Below are 16,317 nucleotides of genomic sequence, written 5' to 3'. Positions count from 1 at the left end.
CGTTTCTGATTCCGAAACAATCTCGATATGGGAGCTCCGATGTCGCGAATAGCCCCGCTGGAACCGCCGTACGCAGACCAGGCCGGTGCGCTGCTCGCGCGCATGATGCCCAAGGGTGTGCCGCCGATCGGGCTGTTCCGGATATTCGCCAGGAACCTCCCGATGGCCGGCGCCATGCACGAATGGGGACGCTATGAACTGGGGCGACAGCTGACTCTGACGATGAGGGAGCGCGAGATCGCCATCGATCGGACATGCGCGCTGTGTGGCTGCGAGTACGAGTGGGGCGTGCACATGATGATGTTCGCCGAACGGGTCGGGTTCACCCGCGAGCAGGCGGCGTCGTTGGTGCACGGAGGCCCCTCCGACCAGTGCTGGACGTCCGAGCGGGAGCAGTTACTCATCCTCGCCGTCGACGCGCTGCACGAGCGTTCCGACATCGATGACGCGCTGTGGGCACGGCTCGTGTCGGTCTTCGACGAGCTTCAGCTGCTCGATCTACTTCTGCTGTGCGGGTGGTACCACGCCGTCAGCTTCGCCGCGCGCGCTACGCGCGTGCCGCACGAGCCCGGCGCGCCTCGCTTCGCCGACTTCCTCTCCCCGCCATGACGATCACGACGCCGACAAGCCTCGCTCTCGCCCGCCGACACTCGTCCGAGGCCGACCGTAGGTCTGATGTACATCCCAACACAGGAGGTTCCATGCCGAAGGGCTACTGGGTCAGCGTCTATGGCCCCACTTCGAACCCGGAGAAGGTGGCTGCTTACGACAAGCTGGCCGGTCCGGCCGTCAAGGCCGGGGGCGGCCGGCTCCTCAGCCTCGGCAGCCGGGTGGTGGCGTACGAGGCCGGAATCGCCGAGCGCACCGTCGTAATCGAGTTCGACACCTTCGAGCAGGCCGTCGCGGCACGCGAGAGTGCGGCCTACCAGGAGGCGCTGACCGCCCTCTCCGACGGCGTCCAGCGCGACTTCCGCATCATCGAAGGCACCCACTGACCGCGGTCCACCCCGCGCGGTTGTGGTCGAGGACTGCTTCCCATTCGCTACGCATCACCCTGCCACGATATGGGCGCCGAAGCCGTGCGCGCGTCTGCCCGTCTTCCCGGCTCGGCGTATCTTCGGCACAGTTATCAGCCAGCCGTATTATTACGAGCGTATCGCAACGGCGAGGAGTGGAAGCGTGCCGAAACAGGTCGATCATCGTGAGCGTCGCGAGACGATCGCACGCGCGCTGTGGCGGTCGGTGGATCAGCGGGGAGTCACGGGCCTGAGTCTGCGCGAGGTCGCGAAGGAAGCCGGGATATCACACGGCCAACTCCAGCACTACTTCACGACCCGGCGGGAGCTGCTGTCCTTCGCCATGGACTTCGCTGCCGAGAAGACCGACCGGCGGGTGGCCAGGGGACTGAAGGAACTCGGCGCGACACCGCATCCGCGAGATGTCCTACGGCTCACGCTCACTGAGTTGCTGCCGCTGCACGAGGATGCGCGCGCGACGAGCCGCATGAATGCCGCCTACGTCCTCGAGGCACTACACGACACCACGATCCGCGATCGAACGCGCGACGGGCTTCGCCAGGGACGTGAACAGGTCAAAGCGCTGATCCAGCAGGCGATCGCCGAGGGAAGGATCCCGGCCGACCGCGACCCGGACACCGAGACCGACCGTGTGCTCGCGCTCACCGGCCTCGCGCCTCTACTCGACCTGGACGTCATCCGCCCCGCCGACGCCCTCGCCGCGATCGATCGGCATCTCGACGAACTCTTCACGGTTCAGTCGAGGACCGCGTCCGCCTCGACCTCCACGAGGACGTCGGGTTCGAAGAGATAGTCGACGCCGATCGCCGACAGGGGCGGCAGCGGGTTCGGCAGGCCCAGTTCGCCGGCGACTCGTTCGATACCCTCGATGAACGCGGGGTACTTGTCCGGACTCCAGTTCGTGACGTAGAAGCGGAGCCGGACCACGTCGGCGAAGGTCGCGCCGGCGCCTGCCAGACCGCGAGCGGTACTACGCAGGGAGTGCGCGACCTGGCCGGCGAGGTCCCCGGTGGCGACGGGGTTGCCGTCGGCGTCGCGCGCGATCTGGCCGGCCACGTGGACCTGGCGGGTACCGGTGGCGATCGAAACATGATGGTAGGGAACGGGAGTGAACATGCCGTCGGGGGTCAGGTATTGCACGGGCATCGGTGGGCCTTCCTTCGCGATGTAGGTATCCGATGTCTACCTGGTACTCGAAGGACACTTCAACGAGACTAGGTGGCATGCAGGAAACCGCTCCCCCGCCTTCGCCCGGCCCGCAGCTGTCGCCGCGGCATCGCGAACTGCTCGATCAGGTGCTGGACAAATGGTCGATACAGGTTCTGGAGGCGCTGTGTGAGGGGCCGTTGCGGTTCAACGAGCTCCGCCGGGCGATACCCGTGGTCACGCAGAAGTCGTTGACGACGGCGCTGCGGCGGCTGGAGCGCAACGGGATGGTCGATCGGATCGTCACCGATACCCGGCCGGTCGCCGTCGAGTACCGCATCACCGGAATCGGGAAATCGCTGCAGGATCTCATCGATGCTCTGCTGGAGTGGACGACGGTCGCCCTGCCCGATGTGGAGCGAGCGCGGGATCGGTTCGACGACGAGTCCGGACGGCTGTCCTAGATCCAGCCTTTCTCGCGGGCTCTGAGGGCCGCCTCGTAGCGGTTGGAGACCCCGAGTTTGGCCATCGCGGCGGACAGGTAGTTGCGGGTGGTACCGGGTGAGAGGTGGGCGCGGCGGGCTATGTCGTCGACCGATGAGCCGTCGAGGGCGTATTCCAGGACGTCGGCTTCGCGGGCGGTGAGTACGGTGTCGCCGGCGCTGATGGCTTCCGCGGCGAGTTCCGGGTCGACGTAGCGGCCGCCCGCGTGGACGGCGCGGATCACTTCGGCCAGGGTGGCGGCCGAGGTGGTTTTGGGGAGGAATCCGCGGACGCCGGTGGCGAGTGCGCGTTTGAGGTAACCGGGGCGGCCGTGGCTGGTGACGATCAGGGTCGCGGCGCCGGGGGTGGTCTCGAGGAGTTGCGCGGCGGTGTCGATTCCGTCGATTCCGGGCAGTTGGAGGTCGATGACGGCCACGGCGGCCGGTTCGCTGCTGTCACGGCGGCGCCAGGCGGCGACGAGTTCCTCACCCGAACCCATATGGGCCACCACCTTAAGGTCGGGTTCCAGATCGAGCATGGTCGCCAGGGCCGCGCGGATGAGGGTCTCGTCGTCGGCCAGGAAGACGGGTATCACTGTTTCCCCCACTGTATTTCGAGCAGGAAGCCGGTGTCGCCGGCGGTGGTCTCGAGGGTTGCGCCCACGGTCGCGAGCCGTTCGGCCAGGCCGCGCAGCCCGGACCGCTCCCCCATCGGAAGATGCGGATTGTCGTTGCGCAGCGACATTCCCGCGCAGCCGAGGGTGAGTGTCGCGACGGTGGCCGCGGAGTGTTCGACGATATTGGTGGTGCCCTCGCGGACCACCCAGGCCGCGACCTCGTGGAAGCGTCCGGGGACCGCGGCGGGATCGCCTTCGAGGAACAGGCGGCAACCGGCCGCCTTCAGCAGCGAGCGGGCACCGGCGACCTCGCCGAGCAGGTCGATCCCGCGGTAGCCGCGGACGAGTTCCCGCATCTGTCCCATCGATTCGACGGCGAGGGTGCGGACCTCGTCCATTTCGGTGGCGGCGCGGTCGGCGTTCCCGGCGCGCGACAGGGCGGTCGCGAGTTCGCTTTTCACGGCGATCGCCGAGAATCCCCGGCCCACCACATCGTGGAGGTCCCGAGAGAAACGCAGCCGTTCCTGCGCGACCCGTAGTTCGGCCTCGACGAGTTTCGTGCGCTCCAGTTCGTCGACGATGCGCAGCCCCCAGACGGTGAGCAGGGCCGTTCCTATCGCGAAGAGGCCACCCGCGGCGACGACGACGCCGATGCCCAGGGCGGTTCTCGGGGAGTCGCCGAACACCCATCCGGTGCCGACCGCCGCGCCCAGCAGGATCCACCATCGTCCGCGCACGAACGGCACCACCGCGAACGCGGCCAGGAGGACCGGGAGAATACCGACCACCCCGGCCCGCCGCACCACCGTGTCCTCGGCGGCGGTGCGGGCGACGACGGCGGCAGCGAGCCATACGGCCACCAACACGGCGGTGGCGGCGGGCAGCACCCACCGTCTGTTCATCAGGGCTGTCGACGCGCCGAGTTCGGGACGCGCTTCGACCGCGACGACCGCCGCCGCGGTGGCCGTCACAGCGGCGGCCGTGGGCCAGGGCGAGCGCGTGGTGAGCGCGATCGCCAGGCCCATTCCGACCAGGGAGGCCTGCAGGGTGACCCGGGTGTAGAGGCGGTACTTCGCGGCTCCCGGCATCTCGTGCCACCAGGAGGTCCAGCGGGTCACCCGCGATCGTCCCAGCGGAAACTCGTGCGGGTCAGCGCGAGCGCCAGGACGGTCCATATCGCCAGTGTCGCAAACGGACGGCCGAGTTCGGTGAACGTGTCGGCGAAACCCAGGGCGGGTTCGGTGTCGCCGATCGAGGCGGTGCCGGCGACACCCAGCGATATGAGGTCGGAGACGGCGGCGAACGGGGTCCAGTCGGCGATATCGGCCAGCCGGTCGGGCAGGATGGCGCGGATGGACCCGAGTCCGAGCATGGCGACCGTCATCACCGGCAGTGAGGTGATCTGCGCGGCCTCGGCGTTCTTGGTGACGGTGCTGGTGGCGAGCGCGAGCAGGGAGAACAGCAGGATCCCGCCGGCGAGGGCGAGCAGGAGCGCGACGGGGTTCACCGGCGCGGGGGCACCGGCGCCGTAGACGACCACGGCGACCACCGCCGCGCAGGCCAGGGTCACGACGGCGCCGGGGACGGCCGGGGCGGTGAGGATCTGCCGGTCGGTGGCCTCACCGGTGCGCAGTCGTTTCAGCACACCCTCGCCGCGGCGCGTCGTCACCATCGAGAGCACCGAGTAGTACTGCACGAACAGCAGAGCGACCACCGCGAGCAGTTCGAAGGCCGTCGCCGCGGTCGCCCGGGTCGGCGTCTCGCTCCGGGCGGCGATGAAGAACATGGCCACCGGGATTCCGATGGGGAACACCGTCGCCATGTAGATCAGTGTTTTGTTACGCCGGAACTGCAGGTATTCGGCCTTCGCGAGCGCGGCCAGCGGCCGGCGGCGAAATCGCGGGGTGGGGGTCGCGAGGGTGGTCATCGGAGGGCTCCGATCAGGTCGTGGGTGGACGCCGGGGTTTCGGGGGTATCGGTGCCGTCGGCGATATCGAGGAATACCGATTCCAGGGACGCGGCGCGGGCCTCGAGCCCGCCGAGGACCAGCCCGTGGTCGCGCGCCCACCCGAGGACCTCGAAGAGATGTCCTTGCAGGTCGTAGGTGGTGACGGTGACCCGGGCCCGGGCCTCGACCTGCGCGTCCCGCAACGGCGGCAGCGGCAGGCCGGGGTGGTCGAAGACGATGCGCGCCGGATGCCCGTCGACGATTTCACGCAGGGTGCCCGCCCGGGCGACGACACCCTTGTGCATGATCACGATCCGGTCGGCGAGCGCCTCCGCCTCGTCCAGATAGTGCGTGGTGAGCACCATGGTGACCCCGGTGGACTTCAGGTCGGCGAGCAGCCCCCAGGTCCTGCGCCGGCTTTCCGGGTCGAGTCCGGTGGTCGGTTCGTCGAGGAACAGCAGCCGGGGTTGCCCGAGCAGCGCGCAGGCCATATCGACGCGGCGCTGTTCGCCGCCCGACAGCGATCCGACCCGCACGTCCGCCCGATCGGACAGGCCGACCCGGCCGAGGGCGGTATCGGTGGTCGTGGGCGCGGTGCATGTTCCGCGCCACATCTCGAGGGTTTCCCGGACGGTCAGTTCGGCGGGCAGCCCCCCGGACTGCAGCATGATGCCGATCTGCGGCCGGACCTCGTCTCGATGGCGCAGCGGGTCCAGCCCGAAGACCTCCACCGAACCGGCCGAGGGTGCCGCCAGGCCCTCCAGCAGATCGAGGGTCGAGGTCTTACCGGCGCCGTTGGTACCCAGCAGGGCGAATACCTCGCCCTCGGAGACCTGCAGGTCGACACCGCCGACTGCCTCGAAGGCGTCCTTGCCGCGGCCGTAGACCCGGCGTAGACCGCGCGCGGTGATGACATCGGTGGGCCGGGATGTCCCCGGCAGCGCCGGGCGGAATTCGGGTGGCTGGTGCGGAACCGTGTTCATGTCTTCCAGCCTCGCGGGAAGAAGCCGTGGCCAGTAGTGAGCGCAGTCAGCGGATCCGGTGGGTAAATCATGGTCCGGTGATGACAATTGTCATCACTCGCGCCGGGTCCGAGGCGGCGCCGACGCGAGTGGCCCCTCCCGGCAGGGCGGGAGGGGCCACTCGGTGAACCGGTTGGGGTCCGGATCAGGCCAGGTCGTAGCGGTCGTTGTTCATGACCTTCGTCCAGGCCGCGACGAAATCGTCGACGAACCGGCGCCCGGCGTCACGCTGGGCGTACACCTCGGCGACCGCGCGCAGCACCGAATGCGAGCCGAACACCAGATCGTTGGCGGTGGCCGACCATTTCGCCGCACCGGATTTCCGGTCCCGGCCCTCGTAGACGTTCTCCGCCGACTCCGACGCCTTCCACTCGGTGCCCTGGTCGAGCAGATTGACGAAGAAGTCGTTCGTCAGGCTGCCCGGCCGGTCGGTGAACACGCCGTGGGCGGTACCGCCGTAATTGGCGCCGAGGGCACGCAGGCCGCCGACCAGCACGGTCAGCTCCGGCGCGGTGACGTCGAGCATATAGGCGCGGTCGAGCAGCAGCCGCTCCAGCGGCGCCTTCTCACCGGGGCGCGTGTAGTTGCGGAAACCGTCGGCCCGCGGTTCGAGCACCGCGAACGACTCCACATCGGTGCTGTCCTGCGTGGCGTCGGTGCGTCCGGGCGCGAAGGGCACGGTGACCTCGTGCCCGGCGTCGGCCGCCGCCTTCTCCACGGCCGCCGAACCGGCGAGCACGATCACATCGGCCAGCGAGACCTTCTTGCCGCCCGTCGCGGAGGTGTTGAAATCCTGCTGGACGCGCTCCAGCACGGGCAGTACCTTCGCGAGTTCGGCGGGTTCGTTGATCTCCCAGCTCTTCTGGGGTTCGAGCCGGATACGGGCCCCGTTGGCGCCGCCGCGCTTATCGGTACTGCGGAAGCTCGCCGCCGCTGCCCAGGCGGTCTTGACCAGCTGGGCGACCGACAGACCGGAATCGAGGACCGTCCGCTTCAGGGCGGCGACATCCCGGTCATCGATCAGCGTGTGATCCACGGCGGGCACCGGGTCCTGCCACAGCTGGGGTTCGGGGACCCACGGGCCCAGGTACCGGCTGATCGGGCCCATATCGCGGTGCAGAAGTTTGTACCAGGCCTTGGCGAACGCTTCGGAGAGTTCTTCCGGATGATCCAGCCAGCGGCGGGTGATCTCCCGGTAGACCGGATCCTCGCGCAGCGACAGGTCGGTGGTGAGCATGGTGGGTGTACGGGCGGGTCCGTCGAACGGGTCCGGGATGGTGCCGGCGCCGGCGCCGTCCTTCGGTTTCCACTGCCACGCGCCGGCCGGACTCTTGGTGAGTTCCCAGTCGTAGCCGTAGAGGTTCTGCAGGAAGCCGTTTCCCCATTTCGTGGGAGTCGCGGTCCAGACGACCTCCAGACCGCTGGTGATCGCGTCGCCGGCCTTACCGGTGCCGTACGCGCTCTTCCAGCCGAGGCCCTGCTGCTCGATCGGGGCGCCCTCGGGTTCGGCGCCGACCAGGTCGGGATCTCCCGCGCCGTGGGTCTTCCCGAAGCTGTGACCGCCGACGATCAGGGCCGCGGTCTCCTCGTCGTTCATCGCCATCCGGCCGAACGTCTCCCGGATGTCCCGGGCCGCGGCCACCGGATCCGGTTGGCCGTTGGGGCCTTCCGGGTTCACATAGATCAGGCCCATCTGCACGGCGCCGAGCGGACCGGACAGTTCGCGGTCGCCGCTGTAGCGCTCGTCGCCGAGCCAGGTGTCCTCCGGACCCCAGTAGACCTCTTCGGCCTCCCAGATATCGGGGCGGCCGAAACCGAAACCGAACGTCTGGAAGCCCATGGATTCCAGCGCCACGTTGCCGGCGAACACCAGCAGATCGGCCCAGGAGATCGCATTGCCGTACTTCTGCTTCACCGGCCACAGCAGCCGGCGCGCCTTGTCGAGATTGGCGTTGTCGGGCCAGCTGTTCAGCGGCGCGAACCGCTGGGCGCCCTGCCCGCCGCCGCCGCGGCCGTCGGCGATCCGGTAGGTACCGGCGGCATGCCAGCTCATCCGGATGAACAGCCCGCCGTAGTTGCCGTAATCGGCGGGCCACCAATCCTGCGAATCGGTCAGGACCGCGGCGACATCGGCCTTCAGCGCTTCGACATCGAGTTTCGCGAATTCCGCGGCGTAGTCGAAATCCTCCCCGAGCGGGTTCGATTTCGACGAGTGGGCGTGCAGCACCGAGACATCGATCTGTTCCGGCCACCAGTCCGAATTGGCGCGGGGGCGATGATCGGTATGGGGCGTCGGCGACGGAATCGCCGGGTTCTCACTCTCGCTGGTGCTGCGAGTCCCCGTGTCAGGAGCGGGCGGACGGCTTTCGGAGGTCACGACATTCCTTCCTGAATGAGTGGTACGGGCTGCGATCAGGGGTGCGGAACCGGTGCGCAGTTCGGGCACAGACCCCAATAGATGACCTCGGCCTCGTCGATGGTGAAGCCGTGGTGATCGGATGCGGTCAGGCAGGGTGCGGCGCCGACCGAACAGTCGACATCGGCGATGGCCCCACACGCCCGGCATACGACGTGATGGTGGTTGTCGCCGACCCGGGATTCGTACCGGGCCACCGATCCGGGGGGCTGGATACAGCGGATCAGGCCTGCCTCGGTGAGCGTGCGCAGCGAGTCGTACACCGCCTGATGTGATACCGCCGACAGGTCGGCCCGCACGGCGCGGATGATCGTATCCGTGTCGGCGTGCGGGTGGTCCTGCACCGCGCTCAGCACCGCGACTCGCGCGGCCGTGACGCGAAGCGGAACTCCCCGCAGCATCTGCTGGAAGTCCGTGGCTGTATGCACGTACGGAAGTCTCGTCCCTTTTCTTGAATGAGTCAAGTATCGCCCTCGTTCGCGCCCGGCGCCGCACGCAGGAAGCGATCCATGCGCGCCGCCGCCTCCTGCGGCGAATGACCGTCCCAGGCTACCGGCCGGCAACGCTCCGGGATCCGGAAGAGATCCCAGTGTCGCACGTCGTAGTGGTTGGCGATCTGCCCGGTCGGCAGGGTCGCGTAGACGACGAACCAGCCGCCCCCGAAGCACAGCTCACCGTCGCTGTGGCGCAGACTCTTGTGTACGTCGTACCGGCCGGTGTGCGCCCACTCGTTGAAGGCGAGGGCGTTGTACAGCATCCGATAGCGATACAGCTCCGCAAATGTATGGCGACCGTCGCTGGTGTTCTCGTCGACCCCGGCATCCATACCGCCATCCTCCCTTCCCGCGAGCGGCATGGGAGCGACATCAGGGCTCCTGTTCGGGCTGTGGTCGCTGTCGGCGGAAGCGACCGGGCTCGAAGGTTTCGCCGGGACCGACCCGCGGTCGCCGGTCCCCCGGCTCCGGCGGCGCGGCGTCTAGGGTGCGGAGTATGACCGAAGCCGCGCCCGAATCGGGCAGCCCGGATCTGCGGCCGGAAGTCGAGACGGTGCACGCCCTGCTGGCGGCCTGGCTGGGCTCGGCGGCGTCACCGCAGATCCTCGACGCGTTCGCCGCGGCCCATCACGACGATTTCTCGATGGTCACCACCGACGGAACGGTACTGGGGCGAACGGAACTGCTGTCGGCGCTGCATCGCGGCCGCAACAGCAGGCCCGGTCTGGCCATCACCGTCGCCGAGGTCGAAACGCTCGCCGCCACGCCCGACATCCTGGTGGTGCGGTTCGCCGAACGCCACGAGGACGGCGATCGACGGGAATTCCGCCGCACCACCGCGGTGCTGCTCGTCGATCACGGCGCGGATCGCTACCGGTGGCTGGCCCTGCAGGAAACCGCGGTCACCGAGGAGGCGGTCGCGGGGGTTTTCGAGTAGCCCGCCCGCGGCCGGCCCGCGTCAGTACGCGCCGTCACCCCGCGCGACGGCGCGCAGGGTGCGCGCGATGATCCTCAGGTCCAGCAGCATCGACCAGTTCTCGACGTAGGAGATATCGAGTTCGACCGATTCCTCCGGCGACAGGTCGGAGCGTCCGCTCACCTGCCACAGGCCGGTGATCCCGGGCCGTACCAGGAGCCGGCGGCGCATCACGCCGTCGTAGGAGTGGACCTCGCGGCGCACCTGCGGGCGCGGGCCGACCACGCTCATATCCCGGGCCAGTACGTTGAAGAACTGCGGAAGTTCGTCGAGACTGTATTTTCGCAGGAAACGGCCCACGGGCGTCACGCGCGGATCGTCCTTGAGCTTGAAGAACAGCGGATTACCGCCGTTCGCGCCGATGAGCGACCCGGCTTCCCGGTCGGCCCGCAGATACATACTGCGGAATTTGATCATCCGGAACGGTTTACCGTCCGTCCCGATCCGCTCCGACAGGTAGAACACCGGGCCGGCGCTGGTTCCCTTCACGGCCGCGGCGAGGATCAGCAGTATCGGCGCGATCGCCACCAGGACCAGCGCGGAGAAACAGATATCGAAAACGGTTTTGCCGAAGGACAGCGCCCGGTCGTATTGCGGTCGTTCGATATGCAGCATGGGCATACCCGCCAGCACCTGCCCGGCGACCCGGGTACCGGAGATATCCATGACGCCTGGCGCCACGATGAGTTCGGTTCCGAAGGCGTCGAGATCCCAGGCGAGCCGCCGGATATCACGGGGACCGAGCCGGTCGGTGGCCATCACCACCACCGTATCCGCGCCGGTTCGCCGCACCGCACTGCGTACCGAGCGGTCGTTGCCGACGATCGGAATCGACCGGGTGCCCACCACGAGGGTCGCCGGTGCGTCGATCGCACCACCGGTCGGCGTACAGACACCGACGACGTGATAGCCGTACAGATCCCGTTCGGAGAGGGCGGTCGCGATGGCGCGGGCCGAATCCGGGCCGCCCACGACCAGGACGGAGCGCCGGTACCGGCCGAGCGCGCGATGGCGGGCCGTATGCCCGCGCCACAGCGCCCGGGTGACGACCAGACCCAGCAGACCGAGCGGTAGCGCCACCACCAGATGTGCGTGCGCGATATCGATCCGCAGAATCAACGAGACGATGGCGATCGTGCCGAACAGTTGCAGGGTCGCCGAGGCCAATCGCCGGAATTCGTCGGTTCCCGCGCCGATCGTATGGGGCGACCGGGACCCGCTGCGACCCAGCAGGATCGACCACCCCACCGCGATGCCCAAGGTCAGAGCGGTCACGCGTGGTTCGAGTTCCCAGGAGAGGGGACGGGTGGCAACGATGCTGGACAGTTGCGCGCACAGCGCGGCGACGGTGACCACCACCAGGTCGGTACCGGCGAGCCGGCGCATATGACCCGCGCGCCACGAGTCCCGGTCAGCGGGATTCGGCAGGGACAGGTCGACCGTGCCACCGACCGCCCGGAGATCCAGAACCATGAAACGTACCCGCTCGAACTCGGAACCACCCGTGCCTCCGACCGCCGTATCCGGCAGCGGATTGCACGTATTCTCAGGAAGTCCGGCCCGGAAGAGCGCAAATATGTCTCATCCGGGCCGGTCTGTTGCAGAAGTATTGCCCCGATCGGCGCCGCGCACAAGCGCTGGGACGCCACCGGGGCCGGGGGCGGCACCGCGAACGGGGGTCGATCCCGGAGAAACCCCGTATTCGGTTGGCCGCCATCGCTATACACAGTCCAATCGTTACGGGTTAGCTGAAGATATGCTCTAGGTCACCAAAGTGCGACAACGTTGCGGCCATATGTCGCAACTACGCCGGAGAGGTGCTAGTTTTCCGTCGATCGGCACAGAGAAGTTGCTTCTCGGGGCTGCGGGGCGCCGCCGATGACCGTGACCGTCCGAGTGGAGCCCGAGTGCATTGCCGATTGTGTGAGTCGACCCGGCTGTCCAGTGTTGTGGACCTGGGGGCGACACCTCCTTGTGAGAGTTTCCTTTCCGAGGAACAGCTAAACCTTCCGGAATCCACCTATCCGCTCCATCTCCGCCTCTGCGCGGACTGCCTGCTCCTGCAGCTCCCGGCGCTCATCACGCCGGAGGACACCTTCACCGAGTACGCCTATTTCTCGTCCTACTCCGCGAGCTGGGTCGCGCACGCGCGGGAGTTCGTCGCCGCGGCCCGATCCCGGCTGGGGCTGGGTCCGGAATCCTTCGTGGTGGAAGTGGCCAGTAACGACGGTTATCTCCTGAACTCCGTCGTGGCGGCGGGAATCCCCTGCCTCGGCATCGAACCCTCGGAGAATGTCGGGGCCGCCGCGCGGGCCGCCGGCGTGCCGACGCTGACCGAGTTCCTGGACGAGAACACGGCGCGACGAGTGCGCGCCGAACACGGTCCCGCCGATCTCGTCGTCGCGAACAATGTCTACGCGCACATTCCCGACCTGCGCGGTTTCACGCGGGCGCTGCGCACACTGGTCGCCGACGACGGATGGCTCTCGATCGAGGTGCATCACGCGCTGAACCTGGTACGCCACGGCCAGTTCGACACGATCTACCACGAGCATTTCCAGTACTACACGCTGGCCTCGGCGCAGCGGGCCCTGGCCACCGGTGATCTGGCGGTGGCCGATGTGGAACTGCTCGATACCCACGGTGGATCGCTGCGGATCTGGGCGCGGCCGGCGGCCGCCGTGACCGGACCGTCGCGCCGGGTCGAGGAGGTGCTGGCACTCGAGGCCGACGCCGGCCTGCACGGCGTGCCGGGCTACCGGCCGCTGCGCGATCGCGCCGAGACAGTACGCCGGGAGCTGCTGCGCTTCCTGCTCGACCGGAAGGACGCGGGCGCGACCGTGGTGGGATACGGCGCGCCGGGTAAGGGCAACACCCTGCTCAATTACTGCGGTATCCGGCCCGACCTGCTCGCGTACACGGTGGACCGCAACCCGTACAAACACGGCCGCTACACCCCCGGCACCCGCATCCCGATCCACTCCCCGGACCGGATCGAGGCCGACCGCCCCGACTACGTGCTCGTCCTGCCGTGGAATCTGGAAGCCGAGCTCACCGCGCAACTGGCGCCCGTCGGAGAGTGGGGCGGGCGGCTGGTGTTCCCGCTGCCCGAGATGCGCGTGGTCGATCCGGCCGCGGTGGAGGCGGGTGCGCGATGAAGGTCGTGTTGTTCTGCGGCGGTTACGGCATGCGGATGCGCAGCGGAGACGCCGACGGCGCGCCCAAGCCGATGCAGATGGTCGGCCCGCGGCCGCTGATCTGGCATGTGATGCGCTACTACGCCCATTTCGGGCATACCGAGTTCATCCTCTGCCTCGGTTACGGGGCCCATCACATCAAGAATTTCTTCCTCACCTACCAGGAGACGATGTCCAACGATTTCGTCATCCGGGGCGGCCGGGTCGAACTGCTGCACTCCGATATCGCCGACTGGACGATCACCTTCGTCGATACCGGGCTGGAATCGGCCATCGGGGAACGGCTGCGCCGGGTGCGCCCGCACCTCGGTGGCGACGAGATGTTCCTGGCCAACTATTCGGATGTGCTCACCGACGCCCCGCTCGACCGGATGATCGACCGGTTCTCCGAGTCCGGGGCCGCCGCCTCGATGATGATCGTGCCGCCGCAATCGTCGTTCCACTGTGTGGATGTGCTGCCCAGCGGAGAGATCAAGCAGATCACGCCGGTCGCCGAACTCGCGATCTGGGAGAACGGCGGGTATTTCGTGCTCACCCAGGACATCTTCGACCATCTGCCCGAGGGCGGGGATCTGGTCGAGGACGCCTGCGGGGCGCTGGCCGCCCAGGGCCGGCTCTTCGGCTACCGGCACGACGGATTCTGGAAGCCGGCCGATACGTTCAAGGAACGCGCCGAACTCGACGCCGGATACCACCGGGGCGACCGCCCGTGGATGGTGTGGGAGGGCGCGGCCCGATGATCACGCTGACTCCCACTGATCTCACCGAGATCGCGGTACTCGGTGCGCACTGCGACGATATCGCGATCGGGATGGGCGCCACCCTGCTCACACTCACCCGCGCGCATCCGGGCCTGCGGGTCCGGGCGCTGGTGCTCTCCGGTGGCGGCACCGCCCGCGAGGCCGAGGAGCGCAAGGCGTTCGACGCGTTCTGTCCGGGCGCGGATCTGGAACTGACGGTGCTGGATCTCCCTGACGGCCGCGCCCCCGCGCACTGGGACCGGGTGAAATCCGAACTCGCGCGGTTCCGGGGCGGGACCGAGCCGCAGCTGGTGTTCGCACCGCAGAGCGCCGACGCCCACCAGGATCACCGGATGCTGGCACGGCTGGTGCCCACCGAGTTCCGGGATCATCTGGTGCTCGGCTACGAAATCCTCAAATGGGAGACCGATACGCCCCGTCCGGCGGTCCTGCATCCGGTTCCGGAGCCGACCGCGCGAGAGAAGGCGCGGCTGCTGGCCGAATGCTATCCGTCGCAATCCGGGCGGGACTGGTTCGACGAGGAGGCGTTCCTGGGGCTGGCCCGGATCCGGGGCGTGCACTGCCACCGGCCCTACGCCGAGGGCTTCGAACTGGTCAAGGCCGTACTCGATTTCGGAGGTGCGTAACAATGCGTGTTCTGGTCACCGGGCATCAGGGCTACCTGGGGACCGTGATGGTTCCGGTGCTCGTGGCGCGCGGGCACAGCGTGCGCGGACTCGATACCGGATGGTTCGCCGAGTGCGTGCTGGGTCCGGCCCCGCAGGATCCCCCGGCCACGGTCGCGGATCTCCGCGATATCACGCTCGACCAGCTGACCGGTTTCGACGCGGTGATCCATCTGGCCGCGCTGTCCAATGACCCGCTGGGCGCGCTGAATCCCGGGATCACCCACGACATCAACCACCACGCGTCGGTGCGGTTGGCGCGCCTGGCGAAGGAGGCGGGGGTCCGGCGCTTCCTGTACGCGTCGACGTGTTCGGTGTACGGCGCGGCCGGCGACGGGCTGGTCGGCGAAAGCGCTCCGCTGCGCCCGCTCACGCCGTATGCCGAGAGCAAGGTCCGGGTGGAGGACGATCTGGTGGATCTGGCCGACGCGGATTTCGCGCCGGTATTCCTGCGCAATGCGACCGCTTTCGGGTTCTCGCCGCGGCTGCGGTCCGATATCGTGCTCAACAACCTGGCCGGGCACGCGGTGCTGGACGGGGTGGTGCGGGTGCTCTCCGACGGGACCCCGTGGCGGCCGCTGGTGCACGCGGCCGATATCGCCGAGGCGTTCGCGGTATGCCTGGAGGCGCCGGTCGCGGCGATCCACTGCCGGGCCTACAACATCGGGACCGAGGCCAACAACCGGACGGTCGCCGAGATCGCGCACGCGGTGGCAGCCGCGGTACCGGGGTCGGAGGTGCTGATCACCGGTGAGTCCGGCGCCGACCCACGGTCCTACCGGGTCGATTTCGGCGCGGCGCGGCGCGATCTGGGTTTCGAGGCCCGCTGGACGGTGGCCGAGGGCGCGGCGGAACTGGTGCGTGAGTACACCGCCCGCGGACTCACGGCGGACGGGTTCGCCCAGCGGTTCGTCCGGCTGGCGCGGCTCCGGCACCTGAGCGATACGGGTGCGGTGGACGCGACCCTGCGGCGGGTCAGGGTCGGTGCGTGAGATGGGGCGATTCCAGCAGTTCCCGCCAGCTGCCCGCGGCGCGGTCGCGCGGCGAGACCACGGTGACCTCCCGCGGCCACACCAGCCCGAGGTCGGGGTCGTCGTAGGCCACGGCGAGGTCTTCGGCGGGGTCGTGCGGGCGGTCGATGCGGTAGCAGATATCGGCGGTATCGGTGAGCGCCTGGAAACCGTGCAGGAAACCCGCGGGCACGTACAGATGCCGGAAATCGGTGTCGTCCAGCAGGAACGCCTGGTGGCGGCCGAAGGTGGGCGAGCCCGGGCGGATATCGACCAGGATGTCGTGCACGGCGCCGTGGGCGCAACGCACAAGTTTGGCCTCACCGCGCCCGCCGCGACCGTGCATCCCGCGGATCACGCCCCGCGCCGAACGGGACTGCGAATCCTGGACGAACGCCGCCGAGGCACCGGCGCCCAGACGGTTGTCGAAGATCCGCGCGTCGAAGGTGCGGGTGAACAGGCCGCGGTCGTCGTGGAAGGGTTCGGGCACCAGGAGCAACACGTCGGCCAGTTCCGTCTGTTCGATTCGCACCCGGTGATGGTGCC

The 16,317-nt window shown here is 68.4% G+C and carries 19 protein-coding genes; 9 read left to right on the top strand and 10 right to left on the bottom strand.

The annotated features are described in order from the left end of the window. The first annotated feature begins 27 nt into the window (after positions 1-27). The 3 genes from ACZ6SF_RS05245 (at position 28) to ACZ6SF_RS05235 (ending at position 1,830) form a co-directional block, all read left to right on the top strand. On the top strand, positions 28-609 hold the full coding sequence (locus ACZ6SF_RS05245) for a carboxymuconolactone decarboxylase family protein (protein ID WP_466060711.1): 582 nt from the start codon (positions 28-30) through the stop codon (positions 607-609). Positions 610-701: 92 nt separating this feature from the next. Beyond that, positions 702-995 (top strand): DUF1330 domain-containing protein, encoded by a 294-nt coding sequence (locus tag ACZ6SF_RS05240; protein ID WP_466060710.1) that lies wholly within the window; start codon positions 702-704, stop codon positions 993-995. A gap of 184 nt (positions 996-1,179) precedes the next feature. Continuing rightward, entirely contained in the window at positions 1,180-1,830 is a 651-nt protein-coding gene (locus ACZ6SF_RS05235; RefSeq protein WP_466060709.1) for a TetR/AcrR family transcriptional regulator, read from the top strand. On the opposite strand, the gene ACZ6SF_RS05230 is transcribed toward ACZ6SF_RS05235, so the two are convergent. Continuing rightward, the gene (locus ACZ6SF_RS05230) at positions 1,773-2,183 is read right to left on the bottom strand and encodes a RidA family protein (protein ID WP_466060708.1); all 411 of its coding nucleotides are present in this window, start codon (positions 2,181-2,183) and stop codon (positions 1,773-1,775) included. The two genes, ACZ6SF_RS05235 and ACZ6SF_RS05230, sit on opposite strands and share 58 nt — an antisense overlap. A gap of 77 nt (positions 2,184-2,260) precedes the next feature. Here ACZ6SF_RS05230 and ACZ6SF_RS05225 point away from each other — a divergent pair, with 77 nt between their 5' ends. Beyond that, positions 2,261-2,647, top strand: coding sequence for a winged helix-turn-helix transcriptional regulator (locus ACZ6SF_RS05225; RefSeq protein ID WP_466060707.1), 387 nt, complete (start codon positions 2,261-2,263; stop codon positions 2,645-2,647). Here the strand turns inward: ACZ6SF_RS05225 and ACZ6SF_RS05220 are convergent. The 7 genes from ACZ6SF_RS05220 to ACZ6SF_RS05190 form a co-directional block, all read right to left on the bottom strand. After that, positions 2,644-3,261, bottom strand: a complete 618-nt coding sequence (locus ACZ6SF_RS05220) for a response regulator (protein WP_466060706.1) — start codon at positions 3,259-3,261, stop codon at positions 2,644-2,646. The two genes, ACZ6SF_RS05225 and ACZ6SF_RS05220, sit on opposite strands and share 4 nt — an antisense overlap. Continuing rightward, positions 3,258-4,400 (bottom strand): sensor histidine kinase, encoded by a 1,143-nt coding sequence (locus tag ACZ6SF_RS05215; protein WP_466060705.1) that lies wholly within the window; start codon positions 4,398-4,400, stop codon positions 3,258-3,260. Before ACZ6SF_RS05215 ends, ACZ6SF_RS05220 begins: the two co-directional genes overlap by 4 nt. Then, positions 4,397-5,209 carry an ABC transporter permease gene (locus ACZ6SF_RS05210; RefSeq protein WP_466060704.1) on the bottom strand — a complete coding sequence of 271 codons (813 nt, stop codon included), beginning with the start codon at positions 5,207-5,209 and terminating at the stop codon, positions 4,397-4,399. Before ACZ6SF_RS05210 ends, ACZ6SF_RS05215 begins: the two co-directional genes overlap by 4 nt. Further along, entirely contained in the window at positions 5,206-6,213 is a 1,008-nt protein-coding gene (locus ACZ6SF_RS05205; RefSeq protein ID WP_466060703.1) for an ABC transporter ATP-binding protein, read from the bottom strand. The genes ACZ6SF_RS05210 and ACZ6SF_RS05205 overlap by 4 nt, the downstream gene beginning before the upstream one ends. A 184-nt stretch (positions 6,214-6,397) precedes the next feature. Next, complete coding sequence (katG, locus tag ACZ6SF_RS05200; RefSeq protein WP_466060702.1) at positions 6,398-8,629, bottom strand: catalase/peroxidase HPI; 2,232 nt, start codon at positions 8,627-8,629, stop codon at positions 6,398-6,400. Positions 8,630-8,664: 35 nt separating this feature from the next. Beyond that, positions 8,665-9,069, bottom strand: coding sequence for a Fur family transcriptional regulator (locus ACZ6SF_RS05195; RefSeq protein ID WP_466061347.1), 405 nt, complete (start codon positions 9,067-9,069; stop codon positions 8,665-8,667). A gap of 59 nt (positions 9,070-9,128) precedes the next feature. Further along, positions 9,129-9,494, bottom strand: coding sequence for a WDGH domain-containing protein (locus ACZ6SF_RS05190; protein ID WP_466060701.1), 366 nt, complete (start codon positions 9,492-9,494; stop codon positions 9,129-9,131). Between the two features lie 164 nt (positions 9,495-9,658). Here ACZ6SF_RS05190 and ACZ6SF_RS05185 point away from each other — a divergent pair, with 164 nt between their 5' ends. Next, positions 9,659-10,099: a DUF4440 domain-containing protein gene (locus tag ACZ6SF_RS05185; RefSeq protein WP_466060700.1), complete on the top strand. Its 441-nt coding sequence runs from the start codon at positions 9,659-9,661 to the stop codon at positions 10,097-10,099. A gap of 21 nt (positions 10,100-10,120) precedes the next feature. Here ACZ6SF_RS05185 and ACZ6SF_RS05180 read toward each other — a convergent pair whose 3' ends face one another. Further along, positions 10,121-11,611 (bottom strand): sugar transferase, encoded by a 1,491-nt coding sequence (locus ACZ6SF_RS05180; RefSeq protein ID WP_466060699.1) that lies wholly within the window; start codon positions 11,609-11,611, stop codon positions 10,121-10,123. A gap of 434 nt (positions 11,612-12,045) precedes the next feature. Between ACZ6SF_RS05180 and ACZ6SF_RS05175 the strand changes: the two genes are divergently transcribed. From ACZ6SF_RS05175 to ACZ6SF_RS05160, 4 genes are read left to right on the top strand one after another with little or no spacing between them, the layout of a single operon-like run. Continuing rightward, on the top strand, positions 12,046-13,296 hold the full coding sequence (locus ACZ6SF_RS05175) for a class I SAM-dependent methyltransferase (RefSeq protein ID WP_466060698.1): 1,251 nt from the start codon (positions 12,046-12,048) through the stop codon (positions 13,294-13,296). Further along, positions 13,293-14,075, top strand: coding sequence for a glycosyltransferase family protein (locus ACZ6SF_RS05170; protein WP_466060697.1), 783 nt, complete (start codon positions 13,293-13,295; stop codon positions 14,073-14,075). The genes ACZ6SF_RS05175 and ACZ6SF_RS05170 overlap by 4 nt, the downstream gene beginning before the upstream one ends. Beyond that, positions 14,072-14,722, top strand: coding sequence for a PIG-L deacetylase family protein (locus tag ACZ6SF_RS05165; RefSeq protein ID WP_466060696.1), 651 nt, complete (start codon positions 14,072-14,074; stop codon positions 14,720-14,722). Before ACZ6SF_RS05170 ends, ACZ6SF_RS05165 begins: the two co-directional genes overlap by 4 nt. A gap of 2 nt (positions 14,723-14,724) precedes the next feature. Next, entirely contained in the window at positions 14,725-15,753 is a 1,029-nt protein-coding gene (locus ACZ6SF_RS05160; RefSeq protein ID WP_466060695.1) for an NAD-dependent epimerase/dehydratase family protein, read from the top strand. Here the strand turns inward: ACZ6SF_RS05160 and rfbC are convergent. Next, complete coding sequence (rfbC, locus tag ACZ6SF_RS05155) at positions 15,737-16,303, bottom strand: dTDP-4-dehydrorhamnose 3,5-epimerase (protein ID WP_466060694.1); 567 nt, start codon at positions 16,301-16,303, stop codon at positions 15,737-15,739. The genes ACZ6SF_RS05160 and rfbC overlap by 17 nt on opposite strands. Positions 16,304-16,317: the final 14 nt, after the last annotated feature.

The organism is Nocardia sp. NPDC049935 (assembly GCF_055586645.1).
Note: the sequence above shows the minus strand (reverse complement) of the source record. Positions and strands in the feature narration are given on the sequence as shown.

Excerpts from the sequence above, each read along its gene's own strand:
- ACZ6SF_RS05245 (WP_466060711.1), top strand. The coding sequence starts at position 28 with ATGGGAGCTCCGATGTCGCGAATAGCCCCGCTGGAACCGCCGTACGCA.
- ACZ6SF_RS05240 (WP_466060710.1), top strand. The coding sequence starts at position 702 with ATGCCGAAGGGCTACTGGGTCAGCGTCTATGGCCCCACTTCGAACCCG.
- ACZ6SF_RS05230 (WP_466060708.1), bottom strand. The coding sequence starts at position 2,183 with ATGCCCGTGCAATACCTGACCCCCGACGGCATGTTCACTCCCGTTCCC.
- ACZ6SF_RS05225 (WP_466060707.1), top strand. The coding sequence starts at position 2,261 with ATGCAGGAAACCGCTCCCCCGCCTTCGCCCGGCCCGCAGCTGTCGCCG.
- ACZ6SF_RS05210 (WP_466060704.1), bottom strand. The coding sequence starts at position 5,209 with ATGACCACCCTCGCGACCCCCACCCCGCGATTTCGCCGCCGGCCGCTG.
- ACZ6SF_RS05205 (WP_466060703.1), bottom strand. The coding sequence starts at position 6,213 with ATGAACACGGTTCCGCACCAGCCACCCGAATTCCGCCCGGCGCTGCCG.
- ACZ6SF_RS05195 (WP_466061347.1), bottom strand. The coding sequence starts at position 9,069 with ATGCTGCGGGGAGTTCCGCTTCGCGTCACGGCCGCGCGAGTCGCGGTG.
- ACZ6SF_RS05190 (WP_466060701.1), bottom strand. The coding sequence starts at position 9,494 with ATGGATGCCGGGGTCGACGAGAACACCAGCGACGGTCGCCATACATTT.
- ACZ6SF_RS05185 (WP_466060700.1), top strand. The coding sequence starts at position 9,659 with ATGACCGAAGCCGCGCCCGAATCGGGCAGCCCGGATCTGCGGCCGGAA.
- ACZ6SF_RS05180 (WP_466060699.1), bottom strand. The coding sequence starts at position 11,611 with ATGGTTCTGGATCTCCGGGCGGTCGGTGGCACGGTCGACCTGTCCCTG.
- ACZ6SF_RS05170 (WP_466060697.1), top strand. The coding sequence starts at position 13,293 with ATGAAGGTCGTGTTGTTCTGCGGCGGTTACGGCATGCGGATGCGCAGC.
- ACZ6SF_RS05165 (WP_466060696.1), top strand. The coding sequence starts at position 14,072 with ATGATCACGCTGACTCCCACTGATCTCACCGAGATCGCGGTACTCGGT.
- ACZ6SF_RS05160 (WP_466060695.1), top strand. The coding sequence starts at position 14,725 with ATGCGTGTTCTGGTCACCGGGCATCAGGGCTACCTGGGGACCGTGATG.